This is a genomic window from Pseudomonas sp. WS 5071, assembly GCF_012985765.1.
In the GTDB taxonomy this organism is placed as follows: Bacteria; Pseudomonadota; Gammaproteobacteria; order Pseudomonadales; family Pseudomonadaceae; genus Aquipseudomonas; species Aquipseudomonas lundensis_A.
The window spans coordinates 60,168-75,842 of sequence record NZ_JAAQWY010000020.1; the positions used below are offsets into that span (position 1 = coordinate 60,168).

Here is a 15,675-nt window from a genome sequence, read left to right on the forward strand (position 1 = left end):
ATGTCTCTAGCCAGTGTTTTCAATATTGCCGGTAGCGGCATGAGTGCCCAGACCACGCGCCTGAACACCGTCGCCAGTAACATTGCCAACGCCGAAACTGTGTCGTCGAGCATCGACCAGACTTACCGTGCCCGTCACCCGGTGTTTGCCACCCTGTTTCAGGGCGCGCAAAACGGTACGGGCGATTCGCTGTTTCAGAATCAGGACGCCGCCGGGCAGGGCGTACACGTCTTGGGCGTGGTTGAAGACCAGAGCAACCTCGAAGCCCGCTATGAGCCGAACCATCCGTCTGCTGACGCCAAAGGGTATGTGTACTACCCCAACGTCAACGTGGTTGAAGAAATGGCTGACATGATTTCCGCCAGTCGTTCGTTCCAGACCAACGCAGAAATGATGAACACCGCCAAAACCATGATGCAGAAGGTCCTGACCCTCGGTCAGTGATAAGGAACGACGCAAATGAGTGTGACCGATTCCGTCAGCAACAAGACCCTCAATCAGGTGCTGGCCAACTCTGCCCAGGCCAAAGCCACGGACACCAGCCTTACGGCGGCTTCCAAGGCAGTGGCGGGCAGCAGCAAGTCGCTGGGCAAGGATGCGTTCTTGCAATTGCTGGTTACTCAGTTGAAAAACCAGAACCCGCTGGACCCGCAGGACAACACCGCGTTTGTCGCGCAGTTGGCCCAGTTCAGCAGCCTGGAAGGCATCACCACCCTGAACGATTCGGTGAACGCCATCACCGGCGGCTTGCAGTCTTCGCAAGCGTTGCAGGCGTCCTCATTGGTAGGGCGTTCGGTGATCGTGCAAACCAGTGAAGCACTGGTGGATACCGCCAGCGAGAAGCCGTTCAACGGCACCGTGGTGGTTAAAGACGCGGACGCCAAGCCGACTATCAAGATCACTGATGCGGATGGCGAAGTGGTACGGACCATCGAAATGGGCGCCCAGAAAGCGGGCAACGTCGATTTCACCTGGGACGGCAAAAATGATGATGGCGAGTTGATGCCCAAAGGCAATTACACCTTCACCGCATCGTCCAAAACGGACACGGGTACGACGGCACTCACCACCTACCTGCCCGCCACGGTCAACAGTGTGACGCTGAGCAAAACCGGTGGTGAAATCATGCTCAATCTTGCAGGTCTGGGCAGCATCGGCATGTCCAAAGTCCAGACCATTGGCCTCTAAGCCGACTTACAAGCCTTAAGGAGTGCAACATGTCTTTTAATATCGGCCTTAGCGGCCTCTATGCGGCCAACAAACAACTCGACGTTACCGGCAACAACATCGCCAACGTCGCAACGTCCGGTTTCAAATCGTCCCGTGCCGAGTTCTCGGACATTTACTCGGCGAGCAAGCTGGGCATTGGCAGCAAGACCATCGGCAGCGGTGTGAATCTGGCCAACGTTTCGCAAAACTTCGGTCAGGGTGCCATCAACAACACCGGCAACCTGCTCGACATGGGTATTCAGGGTAACGGCTTTTTTGTTTTGAGCGACAACGGTTCCCTGAGCTACACCCGGGCCGGTACGTTCAAGGCCGATAAAGACGGTTACGTCACCAACACCGACGGTACTGCGCGCTTGCAGGGCTACGGCGTAGATGCCAACGGCAAGATCGTCAACGGTGTACTGACTGACCTGCGCATCGACACCTCGAACCTCGCGCCACGCGCAAGCGGCTCGGTGGACTCGACCATCAACTTGAATTCGACCAGTGATGTGGTTAATCAGGTGGACAACAAGTTCGATCCGCTGAAGGCCGAAACCTACAGCAAAAAATTCACCACCACGATTTATGACACGCAGGGCAACGCCCACGAAATGGATCAGTACATGGTGAAAACGGATTCCAACACGTGGAAAACCTACACGCTTGTTGATGGTCGCAACCCTGATGGCAGCCCCGTGACGGGCACAGGCGCCAAAGACCCGGTCGCTTCGACCATGGTCTTCGATTCGGCTGGCGCGCTGACCAGCGTGACCACGCCAAACCCGGTGCCAGGCGAACCGGACATCATCAGCAGCACGTTGACCGTGGCTGACTGGGTACCCGGTGCCATGGTTAACGGGGCATGGGTCTCCAACGGTGCCGCTGCGAAAGATGGCGGTATTGCGATCAACATGGCCAAAACCACGCAGTACAACACGGACACCTCACGCAACCCGCCAACTCAGGACGGCTACGCCACGGGCCAGATCACCAACTTGACCATCGACGGCTCGGGCGTCATGTTCGCCAACTTCAGCAACAACCAGAGCCGTGCCATTGGCCAGATCTCCCTGGCCAGCTTTACCAACGAACAAGGCTTGCAGCCTGTGGGCGGCACGGCGTGGAAAGAAACCTTCGCTTCGGGCCAGGCCGGTTACGACGCGCCGAAGATCGGTACGTTGGGGGCCATCCAGTCCAACTCGCTGGAAGACTCCAACGTCAACTTGACCAACGAACTGGTTGACCTGATCAAGGCGCAAAGCAACTACCAGGCGAACGCCAAGACCATCTCCACCCAGAGCACCATCATGCAGACCATCATTCAGATGACCTGATGGGCGAATGCGCGTGTAAAAAGCCCCTCGTTTGAGGGGTTTTTTTTGCCTGCAGGTTCGGCGTGCGGGTAGTGTGTACCACCGCTCAAACGCTGTTGGTAGCGGTGCGAGCGGTACGGTGCACCCGCCAAAACAAAACCCCCGTCAAACCCAACTGTTGCCAGGGTTTAACGGGGGTTTCAGTCAAGCGATTTGACCCGCCAGACAGCTCAGCTTATTGGCACGCTTCGCAATCCGGTTCGTCAATGGCGCACGCTTTTGGCACCGGAGCCGGGCCGGCTGGGGCGGCGGCGACGTCTTCACTTTTGTTGCCGCTCGATACAGCGTTGAGCTTGCCGGTGTTGACGGTGGACTTCTCGGTGCTGGTGGCAGCCAGGGCACGGAGGTAGTACGTGGTTTTCAGGCCGCGGTACCACGCCATGCGGTAGGTGACGTCCAGCTTCTTGCCCGATGCGCCCGCGATGTACAGGTTCAGCGACTGAGCCTGGTCGATCCACTTCTGACGACGGCTGGCGGCGTCAACGATCCACTTGGTATCCACTTCGAACGCTGTCGCGTAGAGCTCTTTGAGTTCTTGCGGAATGCGCTCGATCTGCTGCACGGAACCGTCGTAGTACTTCAGGTCATTGATCATGACCGAGTCCCACAGGCCGCGGGCCTTGAGGTCGCGAACCAGGTACGGGTTGATCACGGTGAATTCGCCCGACAGGTTCGATTTCACGTACAGGTTCTGGTAAGTCGGTTCGATCGACTGCGAGACGCCGGTAATGTTGGCGATGGTCGCGGTCGGTGCGATGGCCATGATGTTGGAGTTGCGAATGCCTTTTTGCACACGGGCACGAACCGGTGCCCAGTCCAGGGATTCGTTCAGGTCAACGTCGATGTACTTCTGGCCACGCTGTTCGATCAGGATCTGTTGGGAGTCCAGTGGCAGGATGCCCTTGGACCACAGCGAGCCCTGGAATGTCTCGTAAGCGCCACGCTCGTCAGCCAGGTCGCAGGACGCCTGAATGGCGTAGTAGCTGACCGCTTCCATCGATTTGTCGGCAAACTCGACCGCTGCTTGCGACGCATACGGAATGTGCTGCAGGTACAGCGCGTCCTGGAAGCCCATGATCCCCAGGCCGACCGGACGGTGCTTGAAGTTCGAGTTGCGCGCTTGCGGCACCGAGTAGTAGTTGATGTCGATTACGTTGTCGAGCATGCGCACGGCCACGTCGATGGTGCGCTTGAGCTTGGCGGTGTCCAGCTTGCCGTCCACGATGTGGTTCGGCAGGTTGATCGAGCCCAGGTTGCAGACCGCGATTTCATCCTTATTGGTGTTCAGGGTGATTTCGGTGCACAGGTTCGAGCTGTGAACCACGCCCACGTGTTGCTGCGGGCTGCGCAGGTTGCACGGGTCTTTGAAGGTCAGCCACGGGTGGCCGGTTTCAAACAGCATGGACAGCATTTTGCGCCACAAGTCTTTGGCCTGGATGGTCTTGAACAGCTTGACCTTGCCCGGGTACTCGGTCAGGGCTTCGTAGTACTCGTAGCGCTCTTCGAAGGCCTTGCCGGTCAGGTCGTGCAGGTCAGGGACTTCCGATGGCGAGAACAGGGTCCACTTGCCGTCATCGAAGACGCGCTTCATGAACAGGTCAGGGATCCAGTTGGCGGTGTTCATGTCGTGGGTACGACGACGGTCATCACCCGTGTTCTTGCGCAGCTCGATGAACTCTTCGATGTCCATGTGCCAGGTTTCAAGGTAAGCGCACACAGCGCCCTTGCGCTTGCCACCCTGGTTCACGGCAACGGCGGTGTCGTTCACCACTTTGAGGAACGGCACAACGCCCTGGGATTTACCGTTGGTGCCTTTGATCCACGAACCGAGCGCGCGTACTGGCGTCCAGTCGTTGCCTAGGCCGCCTGCGAATTTGGACAGCATGGCGTTGTCGTGGATCGCGTGGTAGATGCCCGACAGGTCGTCCGGCACGGTGGTCAGGTAGCAGCTGGAGAGCTGTGGACGCTGAGTACCGGCGTTGAACAGCGTCGGGGTCGACGACATGTAATCGAAGGACGACAGCAGGTTGTAGAACTCGATGGCGCGGTCTTCTTTTTGCTTCTCTTCGATTGCCAGGCCCATGGCCACACGCATGAAGAAGATCTGCGGCAGTTCGAAACGCACGCCATCCTTGTGGATGAAGTAACGGTCGTACAGGGTTTGCAGGCCCAGGTAGGTGAACTGCTGATCGCGCTCGTGGTTGATCGCCTTGCCCAGTTTTTCCAGGTCGAAGGTGGCCAGCACCGGGTTCAGCAGGTCGAACTCAATACCTTTGGCGATGTAGGCAGGCAGGGCCTTGGCGTACAGGTCGGCCATCTCGTGGTGAGTGGCGCTTTCGGCCACGTTGAGGAAGCTCAGGCCTTCGGCACGCAGGGTGTCCATCAGCAGGCGGGCGGTCACGAACGAGTAGTTTGGCTCGCGCTCAACCAGGGTGCGGGCGGTCATTACCAGTGCGGTGTTGACGTCGCTCAGGGCTACGCCGTCGTACAGGTTCTTCAGGGTTTCGCGCTGGATCAGGTCGCCGTCCACTTCAGCCAGGCCTTCGCAAGCCTCAGTGACGATGGTGTTCAGGCGGCCCATGTCGAGCGGCGCGAAGGTGCCGTCGGCGCGGGTGATGCGGATTGACGGGTGCGCCTGCACGGCGTCTTCGGCCGGGGCGCGGGTGGCGCGCTCTTTGGAGCGGGCGTCACGGTAGATCACGTAGTCACGGGCTACTTTCTGCTCGCCGGCACGCATCAGGGCCAGTTCTACCTGGTCCTGGATTTCTTCGATGTGGATGGTGCCGCCCGAAGGCATGCGACGCTTGAAGGTTGCGGTGACCTGTTCGGTCAGGCGGGCAACGGTGTCGTGAATGCGCGACGAAGCGGCTGCATTGCCGCCTTCAACTGCAAGAAACGCTTTGGTGATGGCGACGGTGATCTTGTCATCGGTGTAAGGAACCACGGTTCCGTTACGCTTGATCACGCGCAATTGGCCTGGCGCAGTTGCTGACAGATCCAGATGTGAATCGTTCTGCGACGCGGTGCCCTGCGAGTTCTCGCGAGTTGAGTCGGTTTGCATGGGTGTCTCCACATTCTCTATGTTTATTTGGGCGCCTCAAAAAGGTGCCCACCGTTCCGTCCTGACGCACTACAACCGGGGGTAAGCCGGGCATAACGACCTCGGGACGTACAGAAAGGGGTGTTTTGGCCGCTTCCTTGCCGAAGTCTCAGGTTTGTGCGAACCGCCTCAAACCTTATTCCTGATGGGTGACAGTCTTTGTACTGCAACACCCGGGCCGCTTTCCGAGCCAGCGCTGGAAAACGGTTGCCATCCGCATGAGCGGCTTGGGCTTTGAAAACAGCGTTTGGTTCAACCCGACAGGGGCGAGAAAAGCACTTGAAATTCTCGGCTGAGTTGTGTTGGGTTTTTGCCCTAAAACCCTATATGTGGGGTCTTTTGGCGGAATTGATACAAGATATGCGTTTTACAGGTGGTGCGCAATGCACGACCTGTGGATAACCCTGTGTGTAATTTGTGTATGAACGCTTGAATCTGCGCGTAGGCCGCATGGCACCGGCATTACACCGTCTGTCACCGTTTTTGCCGGGATGAAATCGTGCGCGCTGGATTTTGAGGGCGCGAACCCTACCACAAAAAACAGCGCTGTCCGAACGCATTTTGGGGCGGGCGCAAAGATCGAAAAGGTCAAGCAGAGATTGAGCTCAAGAAGTGCCGGGAAGACCGTTCAGGCCCTGCCCGGCGGTTACGCGAAGTTAGAGCAGTTGGAAGCTCTTTTGCTGGACGTTTTGCGAATCCAGGCCAATTTGCACGTTGAATTCGCCGGGTTCGGCAGCGTACTGAAGTTGGGTGTTGTAAAACTTCAGGGCGTCTTCATCGATGCTGAAATGCACGACCTTTTCTTCCCCCGGTTGGAGCATCAGCTTCTGGAAGTTTTTCAGCTCCTTGACGGGGCGGCTCATCGACGCACTGACGTCCTGTATATAAAGCTGCACCACGGTTTCACCGGCGCGCTGCCCGGTGTTCTTCACGGTCACGCTGGCCGTCAGGGCTGACCCGGGTGTGAGGGTGTTGGCTGACAACTCCGGCGGCGACACGCTGAAGTCGGTGTAGCTCAAGCCATAACCGAACGGGTAGAGCGGGGTGTTCGGCGCATCGAAATACTGCGACGTGTAGTTGCCCGGCTTGCCCGGCGTGTACGGACGACCGATGCGCAGGTGGCTGTAGTAGCTCGGAATCTGGCCCACCGAGCGTGGGAAGGTGATCGGTAGCTTGCCCGACGGGTTGTAGTCACCGAACAGCACGTCGGCAATCGCATTGCCGCCTTCCGTGCCGCTGTACCAGGTTTCCAGCACGGCGTCGGCCTGTTGCACCTGATCGCCAATTGACAGCGGGCGACCATTCATCAAGACCAGCACCAGCGGCTTGCCAGTGGCCTTAAGGGCGGTAATCAGCGCGCGTTGCGTAGCAGGCAAGTCGAGGTCAGTGCGGCTGGCCGCTTCGTGGGACATACCCCGGGCTTCGCCCACTACGGCCACAATCACATCGGCCTGTTGTGCCACCTTGACGGCTTCATCGAGCATTTCTTGCGCGGCACGCGGGTCGTTGGTCACGTCGAGCATGTTGGGGTTGGAATGATTGAGGTAGTCGACCACGGCCTGATCATCGGTCACGTTGGCGCCGCGGGCGTATGTCAGCGTGCCCGGTTTGCCCACGGCAGCGCGCAGGCCTTCAAGCACAGTCACCGATTGTGCGGGGACACCGGCGCCCGACCAACTGCCAAGCATGTCGATTTTCGAATCGGCCAGCGGCCCGATCAGGGCAATATTGGCGCGCTTATTCAAGGGCAGGGTGTGCGCCTCATTCTTGAGCAGCACTTGGCTTTTACGTGCCACCTCACGGGCTTCGGCCCGGTGCAGGCGGCTTTCGGCATTGATGTCGGCCGGATCGTCCAACGCTTTGCCAATGCGCAGGTACGGGTCTTTAAACAGGCCCATGTCGTACTTGGCGCCCAGCACTTCACGCACCGCGTTGTCCAGATCGCTTTGTGGCACTTTGCCGGACTTGATCAGGCCCGGCAGCTCTTTGCCATACACCAGGTCATTCATGCTCATGTCGACCCCAGCCTTGATCGCCAGCGTTGCGGCTTCACGCTCATCCTTGGCCACGCCATGCTTGATCAGTTCAAGAATCGCGCCGTGGTCACTGACGGCCACGCCCTTGAAGCCCCATTGTTTGCGCAACAAGTCCTGCATCAACCACGTGTTGGAGGTGGCCGGTACGCCGTTGATCGAGTTCAACGCCACCATTACGCTGCCAGCGCCTGCATCAATCGCAGCATGGTAGGGCGGCAGGTAATCCTGAAACATGCGCGTAGGGCTCATGTCCACGATGTTGTAGTCCCTACCGCCTTCGACGGCGCCATACAGGGCGAAATGCTTGACGCTGGCCATGATGTTGCCGGGCAGGGACGGGGACACGCCTTGATACGCCTGCACCATGACCCTGGCGATGCGCGAGACCAGGTAGGTGTCTTCGCCAAACCCTTCAGAGGTGCGGCCCCAGCGTGGGTCGCGGGCGATATCGACCATCGGCGCAAAGGTCAGGTCAAGGCTGTCGGCACTGGCTTCTTTGGCAGACACCCGACCGCTCAGGGCGATGGCGTCCATATCCCAGCTGGAGGCCAGCGCCAGGCTGATCGGGAAAATGGTGCGGTGCCCGTGAATCACGTCATAAGCAAAGAACATGGGGATTTTAAGACGGCTGCGCATGGCAGCGTCTTGCATGGGGCGATTCTCGGGGCGCGTCACCGAATTGAATGTACCGCCGATGCGGCCCGCAGCAATTTCCTTGCGGATCAATTCCCGCGGCATGTCTGACGCAATGCTGATGAGGCGCAACTGCCCGACTTTTTCATCGAGTGTCATCCGGTTCATCAAATCAGTGATGAACGCCTCTTTATTATCCAGCGTGACGGGCGCGTTCTGCGCCCACGTGCAGGGACTGGACAGGCTGATGGCGATGCCCAGCAAACACATTTTTTTCATGGAATTCTTCTGCGCAGCCGCTCACATAAAGCGAGGAAGGCCCGCGCTCTTGAAGCGATATTGTTCTGGATTGGGATGAGGACTACTCAACTCAAAGAATTACCCTATCTTTAATAGGAGTAGTCCTACATGCGAGAAGTCTTTTATCTGATTCGTTACCAGCAATCCAGTGCTGCCGAAGATATTCAGGCGTGACGATGGAGTTTTTGTCGGGCGGGCGGTGTCTATGAACTCAATGCGATCATTTTGGAGCGTCACGAACATGGGAATACAACGCTTACAAACAGCCCTTGGCTGGAAAGTCATGGCTTTGCTGGTGCTGAGCAGCGTCTTGGCCGGGTGCGGTATCAACACCATTCCGACCCTCGACGAGCAGGTCAAGGCCGCCTGGTCACAGGTACAGAACCAGTATCAACGTCGCTCCGACCTGATTCCCAACCTGGTGGAAACTGTCAAGGGCGCGGCTAAACAGGAACAGGCGACCCTGACCGCAGTGATTGAAGCGCGGGCCAAGGCCACCTCTATTCAGGTGGACGCCAGCACCCTCAACAACCCTGAAAAACTCAAGCAGTTCCAGGATGCGCAAAACCAGCTGACCGGTGCCTTGAGCCGATTGATGGTGGTTTCCGAGCGCTACCCGGACCTCAAGTCCAACCAGAACTTCCTCTCGTTGCAATCGCAGCTCGAAGGCACGGAAAACCGTATCAGCGTGGCCCGTCGTGACTTCATTCTGGCGGTGGAGCGCTACAACACCGAGATCCGCACCTTCCCGGGGCGTCTGTGGCATGCCGTCATGTACAGCGATTTGCCGGTGCGCCCGACGTTCGAAGCCACCAGCCCGGACGCCGACAAAGCGCCTGAAGTGAAGTTTTAACGCCAAGCCGATGTTCCAGCCTGTGGCAGTGGCCGCAGGCTCTGTGTCCAATTGTCGAGGTGGTAATGCGCGTATTGAAACCGGGTCTTTGCGTGTTGCTGTGGCTATTTATGGCCGCGGCGCAGGCGCTGACCTTTCCGGCGCTCAGCGGCCGCGTGGTCGATAACGCCCAGATGCTCGATCCCGCCACGCGTCAGCAGTTGACGCAAACCCTGGAAGCCCACGAAAAAGCCACTGGTGAGCAAGTGGTGGTGGTTACGGTGCCCGGTCTGCAAGGCACCGCCATTGAAGACTACGGTTATCAATTGGGGCGCGCCTGGGGCATCGGGCAAAAGGACAAGAACAACGGTGCGTTATTGATCGTCGCCCGCGATGACCGAAAGTTGCGTATCGAGGTCGGGTATGGTCTGGAGGATCGCCTGACCGATGCGCAGTCGTCCGTCATCCTCAACCAGGTCATTACCCCGGCGTTCAAGAATGGACAGTTCAGTCAGGGCATCAGCGACGGTGTCGCGGCGATCCTGCAAGTACTGGGCGGCGACCCACTGGCTGAACCGGCGTACGCCAGCGGCCAGGGGCAAGGCAGTGATTTCATGGCCGAACATCCGTTTGTCGTACTGCTGTTATTTGTCCTGTTTGTCATAGTGGTCGCGGCCTGCCAGTTCTACGGAATATGTAATGCCGGCGGCGGAGGCGGTTCGCGTTCCGGCGGTTTTGGCGGTGGCGGCTTCGGCGGTGGCAGAGGGGGTGGCGGCTTCAGTGGCGGCGGTGGCAGTTTTGGTGGCGGCGGCGCTTCAGGCGGCTGGTAATTCATTTTTAGACGAGCATCGAAACCATGGCTTTACTCACGCAAGCGCAACAGCGGCAGGTCGAAGAAGCCGTTACCCGTGCCGAACAACGCACTGACGCCGAAATCGTCACCGTTCTGGCACCGCGCGCAGATGACTACAGTTACATCCCCCTGTTGTGGGCGAGTCTGATTGCGCTGCTGGTGCCTGCATTGGCGCACTTCTTTATAAGCGGCCTGCAGACCTATTCCCTGTTGATGCTGCAATGGGCCACGTTCGTGTTCTTGAGCCTGCTCTTTCGTATCCCGGCCATCACCACACGTTTGATCCCGCCCCGTGTGCGCCATTGGCGCGCAAGTAACCTGGCGCGTCGCCAGTTTCTTGAACAAAAACTGCACCACACCGAAGGCCGCACCGGGGTGCTGATTTTTGTCAGCGAGGCCGAGCGTTACGTCGAAATTTTGGTGGATGAAGGCATATCGCGGCATTTGGACAACAGTGACTGGGGCACCATCGTCAGCGATTTCACGCGTCGCGTGGGGCTGGGCCATACCGCCGAAGGCTTTATTGCCTGCATCGACGCCAGCGCTGAACTGCTGGCAAAACACATCCCGAAAACACAGCCGCGTAACCAACTGCCGAATCGGTTGGTGGTGTTGTAGTGTGTTGAAAGCGACGTGTCGCAAGTCTTAAATCTTGTAAGAGTTTTCAGTCTTGCGTATTAAGTTTGCGTAATGTGCTTCGTGTTTTTTTGTAAGTTTGTTCTTTGAACTTGCAGTGTCTTTGCTGTTGTTGTCGGATTTTGTTTTTGTGTGGCTTTTCTTGTTGTCATTTTTCGAGTTTGTGGATAGGTTGTGCTCGTTTGTTTGTGGGTGAAGGGTGGGTTTTATATGTATGGATTGGAGTTGAGCTATGGATGTGCAGCTCACCTGTAGGGGAAAAGAAGTTCTGGGTTTGCTGGTGTGAGGTTATATTAATAAGGAAATTGTGCTGAGACTGTGTATTAGTGATTTTACGGTAAGAGATCATGTGTCATCACTACTGTTTAAGAATGGCGTGGAAAATCGTATGCGGCTGGCGGTGGTCAGTGGCGATCTATCGGCAGGGGATTGAATGTGCATGATTCCCTATAGTTTTAGGGCTGTTGCTGCGGTGCGTTAGTTTAAAGTAATTTTGGTGAGGGGGTGGAATGAAGAAATTTTCTTTTTATATGCCACCTAAGGGGTATGTTTCAAAGCCTGCTGAATTGGTTGCCTTCTTTTTGTTAGGTTTGGCGCTGATGGGTGTCGTTATTTTTACGTGGAACAGGATAGTGGATATTCCGCCTGTACCCAAACGACTAGCATTGCGAAGTGCGCAGGTTACTCAGCCTTTAGTTGTTAGTAGGGGGCAAGTTGATTTGTATTTCAACGTGAATTCAGATGAGGGAGTGTACAAGTACAGGCTGGAAATAATGCATAGAGATGCTGAGCGTATGGACGTGCGCACGGGGGAGGGTATCTGGGTGGCTTTAGATGCTGACAGTAACAACCCCTTTGTTTGGGGGGTGTATGACGAAGAGTTTAAGTTGTTGGTCGGCCGACAGCAGATTGAGTGGGGGCGTCGGTATATTAATCGTGGGTATCATGTTGCGGTTATTGGGTTTGGTCTGTCCGTTATGTGTTGTCTGTATTTTTTAGTGCGTGAAGTGTGGAATGGATTTTTCTACAGGAGGGAGGATGGATGGAAATAGAAGCCGTTGATGGTTGTATTTATGTTGTTGATGATTTTTTTGACGGAAGCTGAGGAGGTAGAGATCAATGCTCAGTTGAAGGGAGCAGTGTGGAGATACAATTGGCCTAATTATGAGGCGTTACCGTTTGTAAGACCCTGTTGGCATGTTTTTATTGCAGGCAAAGCTCGTCCCCAAGGGGGATCTAGTCTTGAAGAATTAAAAGGCAATCAACCCTGGCGTTTTTTGAGCGGGGTCTGGGAGCGATTTTTGAACTTGCATACCTTTAAAGCAACCCTGTTAGGGGTGTATGCGAACGGTCAAACCTTTGGTCAAGACACAATCATTCATAGAGATAATAAAGTTAATCCTGGATTAACCCTTGTTGTGTTTTGTAATGAGTATTGGCCGACCTCTTGGGGCGGTGAGTTAGTGTTTTATGATGATGCTAAAGAAAATGTCATTAAGGCCATATTGCCGAAGTCAAGAAGGGCGGTGATTTTTGATGGAAGAATTCCCCATGCCGCACGATCACCATCGGTAAAGTGTGATCAGGTTAGGATGACGCTTGCGTTTAAAACAATAATTAAGGAGTAGGCAATGGGAGGAAAGGCGGAAGTCATTATTGGTGTGATAAATGATGGTGTTACCGTTGCTTCTGGTGCAACTGCAATTTCTGATCAGTTCGTGACGAATAATCAGGGGATGGTGTTGGTGAGCCAGACAGCACAAACAGGGGCGGTCATAGCCACTGTCACATCTGTGACGAAACTGGCTGGTCCCTATGTTCCAATTATCAGTATGCCCGCTAATATTGTTGCGGGTACCATTACATTTCTAAAACTCGGAATAGATGTAAGGGAAGGTCGTGAGATTGATGCGGGAGATGTGTACAGTTTGGTCGGTAATGTTGTTGGTGTGATTGGGACTTTAGCGTTTTTAGCAGGGGCAGGTGTTTGGCTCGTTGGAGGCGCTGCAATTGTGAGTGTGGGAGCAGGTTTGCTGTCGATATATAGATCAAATACGTTTAATGAGATAGTAGTTGCTGCTGAATATTTCTTTAGAAATAACCCTTCAGATAATTATCTTGGTTATATGTGTGCGCCAGACATGAAGATTGTTGATCGAAACACGATTAGGATGGCGTATGCCAATACGATGCTCTCCTGTCACTGGCTATCAGATACAGACGAGCTACTACCCTTTCCGCTCGTAGTTTCCGATATTGGTGCTGGTGCTGGTGCTGGTGCTGGTGGAGCTGTATACGGTGGTGCCCCGGCTCCGTTCGGCCCTGTTATTACTCCGCCCCCACATGACGTGGCAAATGTGGGTATCAGTATTATTGTTAACGGTGAGACATATGATGCGGGAGATCAGTATGGCTGCTGCACAGGTACTAGTGACGGTTATATGTAGTCGGTCCGGTTCGTAGATAGGATGTCGATAATTCAACTAGATAACCATAGGCTTAGCCTCCGCCATTCGTAGTGCTTGCTTAAGTGAAACACTGTGCCGGCCGGCATTTTCATTGTGTTTTTCATGAAAGTTACATATCGCTTTTTGCATGACTGCTAAGCGTCGAGTAGGCATGGCGCGCGGACTTTCTTCCTCTATTTTTCCGCACCAAAAATAACCCCGTGCCCTCAGGCGCCAACACGCCTAAAATGGTCGCCATTCCTTTCCTGTATTCCCCTCCTGCATCCCCCGAGGCGCTTTTTTCAATGTCAGTGACTGCTACCACCGCCGCGTCTGCGCCGGATCATCGTGCGCAATTTTTGAACCTGCTGGAAACCAGCCTGGCTCAAAACTCGTTTATCAAGCTGGTGCTGGCCAAGTACGTCGGGCCTGAGCCTGAGCTGCAGCGGGTCATCATCAAGCACGTCACGGTCAAGGAGCAGCCTTGCCTGTCGTTTGTGTACCGCTACAAAACCCGCGATATCACCAAGAATTTCCCGCTTGATGAGGCGGTGTCGGCCCTTGCCGGGTTGTTGCCGGACGCGTTTAAAAATGCGCACTTGCTGACCCTGACCGATGAAGTGCAGCTGGAGTACAGCAAAAAAGGTAAAAGCTCGCTGTTCATGGGCAAAAGCCAACAGGACCGCGAAGTGCCTTCGGCAGGCCACAATCGCGAGAAGCATCGCTTTTTGGACCTGACACGGCCTTTTCTCGCGGATTTGGGCGTGACCAATAAGCAGCAGGAATTGATCCCGGCCATGTCGCGCAAGTGGAAACAGATCAACAAGTTCATTGAGGTGTTTTCCCACGCGCTGAGCAGTTCGCCGCTCACCCTCGATCAACCGGTCAAGGTGGTGGATTTCGGTTCGGGCAAGGGTTACCTGACGTTTGCCATTCACGATTATCTGCGCCACAGCTTGCACGCCGAAGGCGTGGTCACTGGCGTCGAGTTGCGTGAAGACATGGTTACGCTGTGCAACAACGCAGCGCAGCGTCTGGAGCATCCGGGCTTGAGCTTTCAGCATGGCGATGTGCGCAGTTTTGCGCCGACGCCGATTGACGTGATGATTGCGCTGCATGCCTGCGACATCGCCACCGACTACGCAATTCACATGGGCATCCGTTCGGGGGCCGCGATCATCATGTGTTCGCCGTGCTGCCATAAGCAGATCCGCTTGCAAATCCAGAGCCCCGCGCTGCTCAAGCCGATGCTGCAATATGGCCTGCACCTGGGCCAGCAGGCCGAGATGGTGACAGACAGCCTGCGGGCGTTGTTTCTCGAAGCCTGCGGGTATGAAACCAAGGTGTTTGAGTTCATCTCGCTGGAGCACACCAACAAGAACAAGATGATCCTCGCGGTCAAACGCGCCGAGCCTGTGGACCCGGCACAGCTGCTGGTGAAGATTCAGGAACTCAAGGCGTTCTACAACATTCAGGAACACTGCCTGGAGACCTTGCTCCAGGCCGATGGGTTATTGAAGTAAGTTTGTGTAGTACCGGGTTATTACCCGTGTAGGCACTCAGTAGCTACTCTGGTGGGGTTTACGGGGTTTCGAAAACCAACGAATGACCTGCAGCCGGCCTCCGGTAGCGCCTGCAGGAGCAGTCCTCACTCACAGGAGTACACGACATGGCGGCAAAAAAAATTCTGGTGCTGGTTGGCGATTACGTAGAAGACTACGAAGTGATGGTGCCGTTCCAGGCGCTGTTGATGCTCGGTCATCACGTGCATGCGGTGTGTCCGGGCAAAACCTCGGGGCAGACGGTGCGCACCGCCATTCATGACTTTGAGGGCGATCAGACCTACAGCGAAAAACCTGGTCATCTGTTTGGCCTGAACTTTGATTTCGACAAGGTTAAGGCTGGCGACTACGACGCCCTGTTGGTGCCGGGTGGTCGTGCCCCGGAATACCTGCGCCTGAATGAAAAAGTGCTGGAGCTGGTGCGCGACTTCGACAAGGCCGGTAAGCCAATTGCTGCGGTGTGCCACGGCGCGCAATTGCTGGCGGCTGCCGGGATCCTTGAAGGCCGTGAATGCAGCGCCTACCCGGCGTGCGCTCCAGAAGTGCGACTGGCGGGCGGTACGTATATCGATATCGATGTCAACAAAGCCCACGTGCAGGGCAATTTGGTGACTGCGCCGGCATGGCCTGCGCACCCGGCGTGGCTGGCGGCGTTTGTGGGCCTGCTGGGTACAACCATTACGTTGTAAGG

At 55.9% G+C, this 15,675-nt stretch carries 13 protein-coding genes; 11 read left to right on the top strand and 2 right to left on the bottom strand.

The annotated features are described in order from the left end of the window. The 3 genes from flgC to flgE are packed head-to-tail and all read left to right on the top strand — an operon-like array spanning nucleotide 1 to nucleotide 2,546. The gene (gene flgC / locus HBN61_RS13770; protein WP_094993847.1) at nucleotides 1-444 is read left to right on the top strand and encodes a flagellar basal body rod protein FlgC; all 444 of its coding nucleotides are present in this window, start codon (nucleotides 1-3) and stop codon (nucleotides 442-444) included. 15 nt (nucleotides 445-459) lie between these two features. Continuing rightward, nucleotides 460-1,188 carry a flagellar hook assembly protein FlgD gene (gene flgD / locus HBN61_RS13775; RefSeq protein ID WP_094993848.1) on the top strand — a complete coding sequence of 243 codons (729 nt, stop codon included), beginning with the start codon at nucleotides 460-462 and terminating at the stop codon, nucleotides 1,186-1,188. Between the two features lie 29 nt (nucleotides 1,189-1,217). After that, a complete protein-coding gene (flgE, locus tag HBN61_RS13780) occupies nucleotides 1,218-2,546 on the top strand; it encodes a flagellar hook protein FlgE (protein WP_070412539.1) in 1,329 nt (442 codons plus the stop codon). Nucleotides 2,547-2,760: 214 nt separating this feature from the next. Here the strand turns inward: flgE and HBN61_RS13785 are convergent, their stop codons facing one another. Together HBN61_RS13785 and bglX are read right to left on the bottom strand one after the other, a co-directional pair. Next, entirely contained in the window at nucleotides 2,761-5,646 is a 2,886-nt protein-coding gene (locus HBN61_RS13785) for a ribonucleoside-diphosphate reductase subunit alpha (RefSeq protein WP_094993850.1), read from the bottom strand. A gap of 695 nt (nucleotides 5,647-6,341) precedes the next feature. Further along, nucleotides 6,342-8,633, bottom strand: coding sequence for a beta-glucosidase BglX (gene bglX / locus HBN61_RS13790; protein ID WP_170046987.1), 2,292 nt, complete (start codon nucleotides 8,631-8,633; stop codon nucleotides 6,342-6,344). A gap of 262 nt (nucleotides 8,634-8,895) precedes the next feature. Between bglX and HBN61_RS13795 the strand changes: the two genes are divergently transcribed. The 8 genes from HBN61_RS13795 (at nucleotide 8,896) to HBN61_RS13830 (ending at nucleotide 15,673) form a co-directional block, all read left to right on the top strand. After that, on the top strand, nucleotides 8,896-9,507 hold the full coding sequence (locus HBN61_RS13795; protein WP_170046988.1) for a LemA family protein: 612 nt from the start codon (nucleotides 8,896-8,898) through the stop codon (nucleotides 9,505-9,507). A 65-nt stretch (nucleotides 9,508-9,572) separates the two neighbouring features. Then, on the top strand, nucleotides 9,573-10,316 hold the full coding sequence (locus HBN61_RS13800; protein ID WP_170046989.1) for a TPM domain-containing protein: 744 nt from the start codon (nucleotides 9,573-9,575) through the stop codon (nucleotides 10,314-10,316). 26 nt (nucleotides 10,317-10,342) lie between these two features. Continuing rightward, on the top strand, nucleotides 10,343-10,957 hold the full coding sequence (locus HBN61_RS13805; RefSeq protein WP_094993854.1) for a TPM domain-containing protein: 615 nt from the start codon (nucleotides 10,343-10,345) through the stop codon (nucleotides 10,955-10,957). Between the two features lie 527 nt (nucleotides 10,958-11,484). Continuing rightward, a complete protein-coding gene (locus HBN61_RS13810; RefSeq protein ID WP_170046990.1) occupies nucleotides 11,485-12,027 on the top strand; it encodes a hypothetical protein in 543 nt (180 codons plus the stop codon). A 21-nt stretch (nucleotides 12,028-12,048) separates the two neighbouring features. Further along, the gene (locus HBN61_RS13815; RefSeq protein ID WP_262498775.1) at nucleotides 12,049-12,603 is read left to right on the top strand and encodes a 2OG-Fe(II) oxygenase; all 555 of its coding nucleotides are present in this window, start codon (nucleotides 12,049-12,051) and stop codon (nucleotides 12,601-12,603) included. A gap of 3 nt (nucleotides 12,604-12,606) precedes the next feature. Then, complete coding sequence (locus tag HBN61_RS13820) at nucleotides 12,607-13,422, top strand: hypothetical protein (RefSeq protein ID WP_170046991.1); 816 nt, start codon at nucleotides 12,607-12,609, stop codon at nucleotides 13,420-13,422. Nucleotides 13,423-13,727: 305 nt separating this feature from the next. Then, nucleotides 13,728-14,945: a class I SAM-dependent methyltransferase gene (locus HBN61_RS13825; protein WP_170046992.1), complete on the top strand. Its 1,218-nt coding sequence runs from the start codon at nucleotides 13,728-13,730 to the stop codon at nucleotides 14,943-14,945. 146 nt (nucleotides 14,946-15,091) lie between these two features. Beyond that, on the top strand, nucleotides 15,092-15,673 hold the full coding sequence (locus HBN61_RS13830) for a DJ-1/PfpI family protein (protein ID WP_094993859.1): 582 nt from the start codon (nucleotides 15,092-15,094) through the stop codon (nucleotides 15,671-15,673). The last annotated feature ends 2 nt before the right edge of the window (nucleotides 15,674-15,675 follow it).

Coding starts and splice junctions, on each gene's coding strand:
- HBN61_RS13830 (WP_094993859.1), top strand. CDS start 15,092: ATGGCGGCAAAAAAAATTCTGGTGCTGGTTGGCGATTACGTAGAAGAC.
- HBN61_RS13815 (WP_262498775.1), top strand. CDS start 12,049: ATGTTGTTGATGATTTTTTTGACGGAAGCTGAGGAGGTAGAGATCAAT.
- HBN61_RS13805 (WP_094993854.1), top strand. CDS start 10,343: ATGGCTTTACTCACGCAAGCGCAACAGCGGCAGGTCGAAGAAGCCGTT.
- HBN61_RS13820 (WP_170046991.1), top strand. CDS start 12,607: ATGGGAGGAAAGGCGGAAGTCATTATTGGTGTGATAAATGATGGTGTT.
- bglX (WP_170046987.1), bottom strand. CDS start 8,633: ATGAAAAAAATGTGTTTGCTGGGCATCGCCATCAGCCTGTCCAGTCCC.
- HBN61_RS13825 (WP_170046992.1), top strand. CDS start 13,728: ATGTCAGTGACTGCTACCACCGCCGCGTCTGCGCCGGATCATCGTGCG.
- flgD (WP_094993848.1), top strand. CDS start 460: ATGAGTGTGACCGATTCCGTCAGCAACAAGACCCTCAATCAGGTGCTG.
- HBN61_RS13810 (WP_170046990.1), top strand. CDS start 11,485: ATGAAGAAATTTTCTTTTTATATGCCACCTAAGGGGTATGTTTCAAAG.
- flgE (WP_070412539.1), top strand. CDS start 1,218: ATGTCTTTTAATATCGGCCTTAGCGGCCTCTATGCGGCCAACAAACAA.
- flgC (WP_094993847.1), top strand. CDS start 1: ATGTCTCTAGCCAGTGTTTTCAATATTGCCGGTAGCGGCATGAGTGCC.
- HBN61_RS13800 (WP_170046989.1), top strand. CDS start 9,573: ATGCGCGTATTGAAACCGGGTCTTTGCGTGTTGCTGTGGCTATTTATG.
- HBN61_RS13795 (WP_170046988.1), top strand. CDS start 8,896: ATGGGAATACAACGCTTACAAACAGCCCTTGGCTGGAAAGTCATGGCT.
- HBN61_RS13785 (WP_094993850.1), bottom strand. CDS start 5,646: ATGCAAACCGACTCAACTCGCGAGAACTCGCAGGGCACCGCGTCGCAG.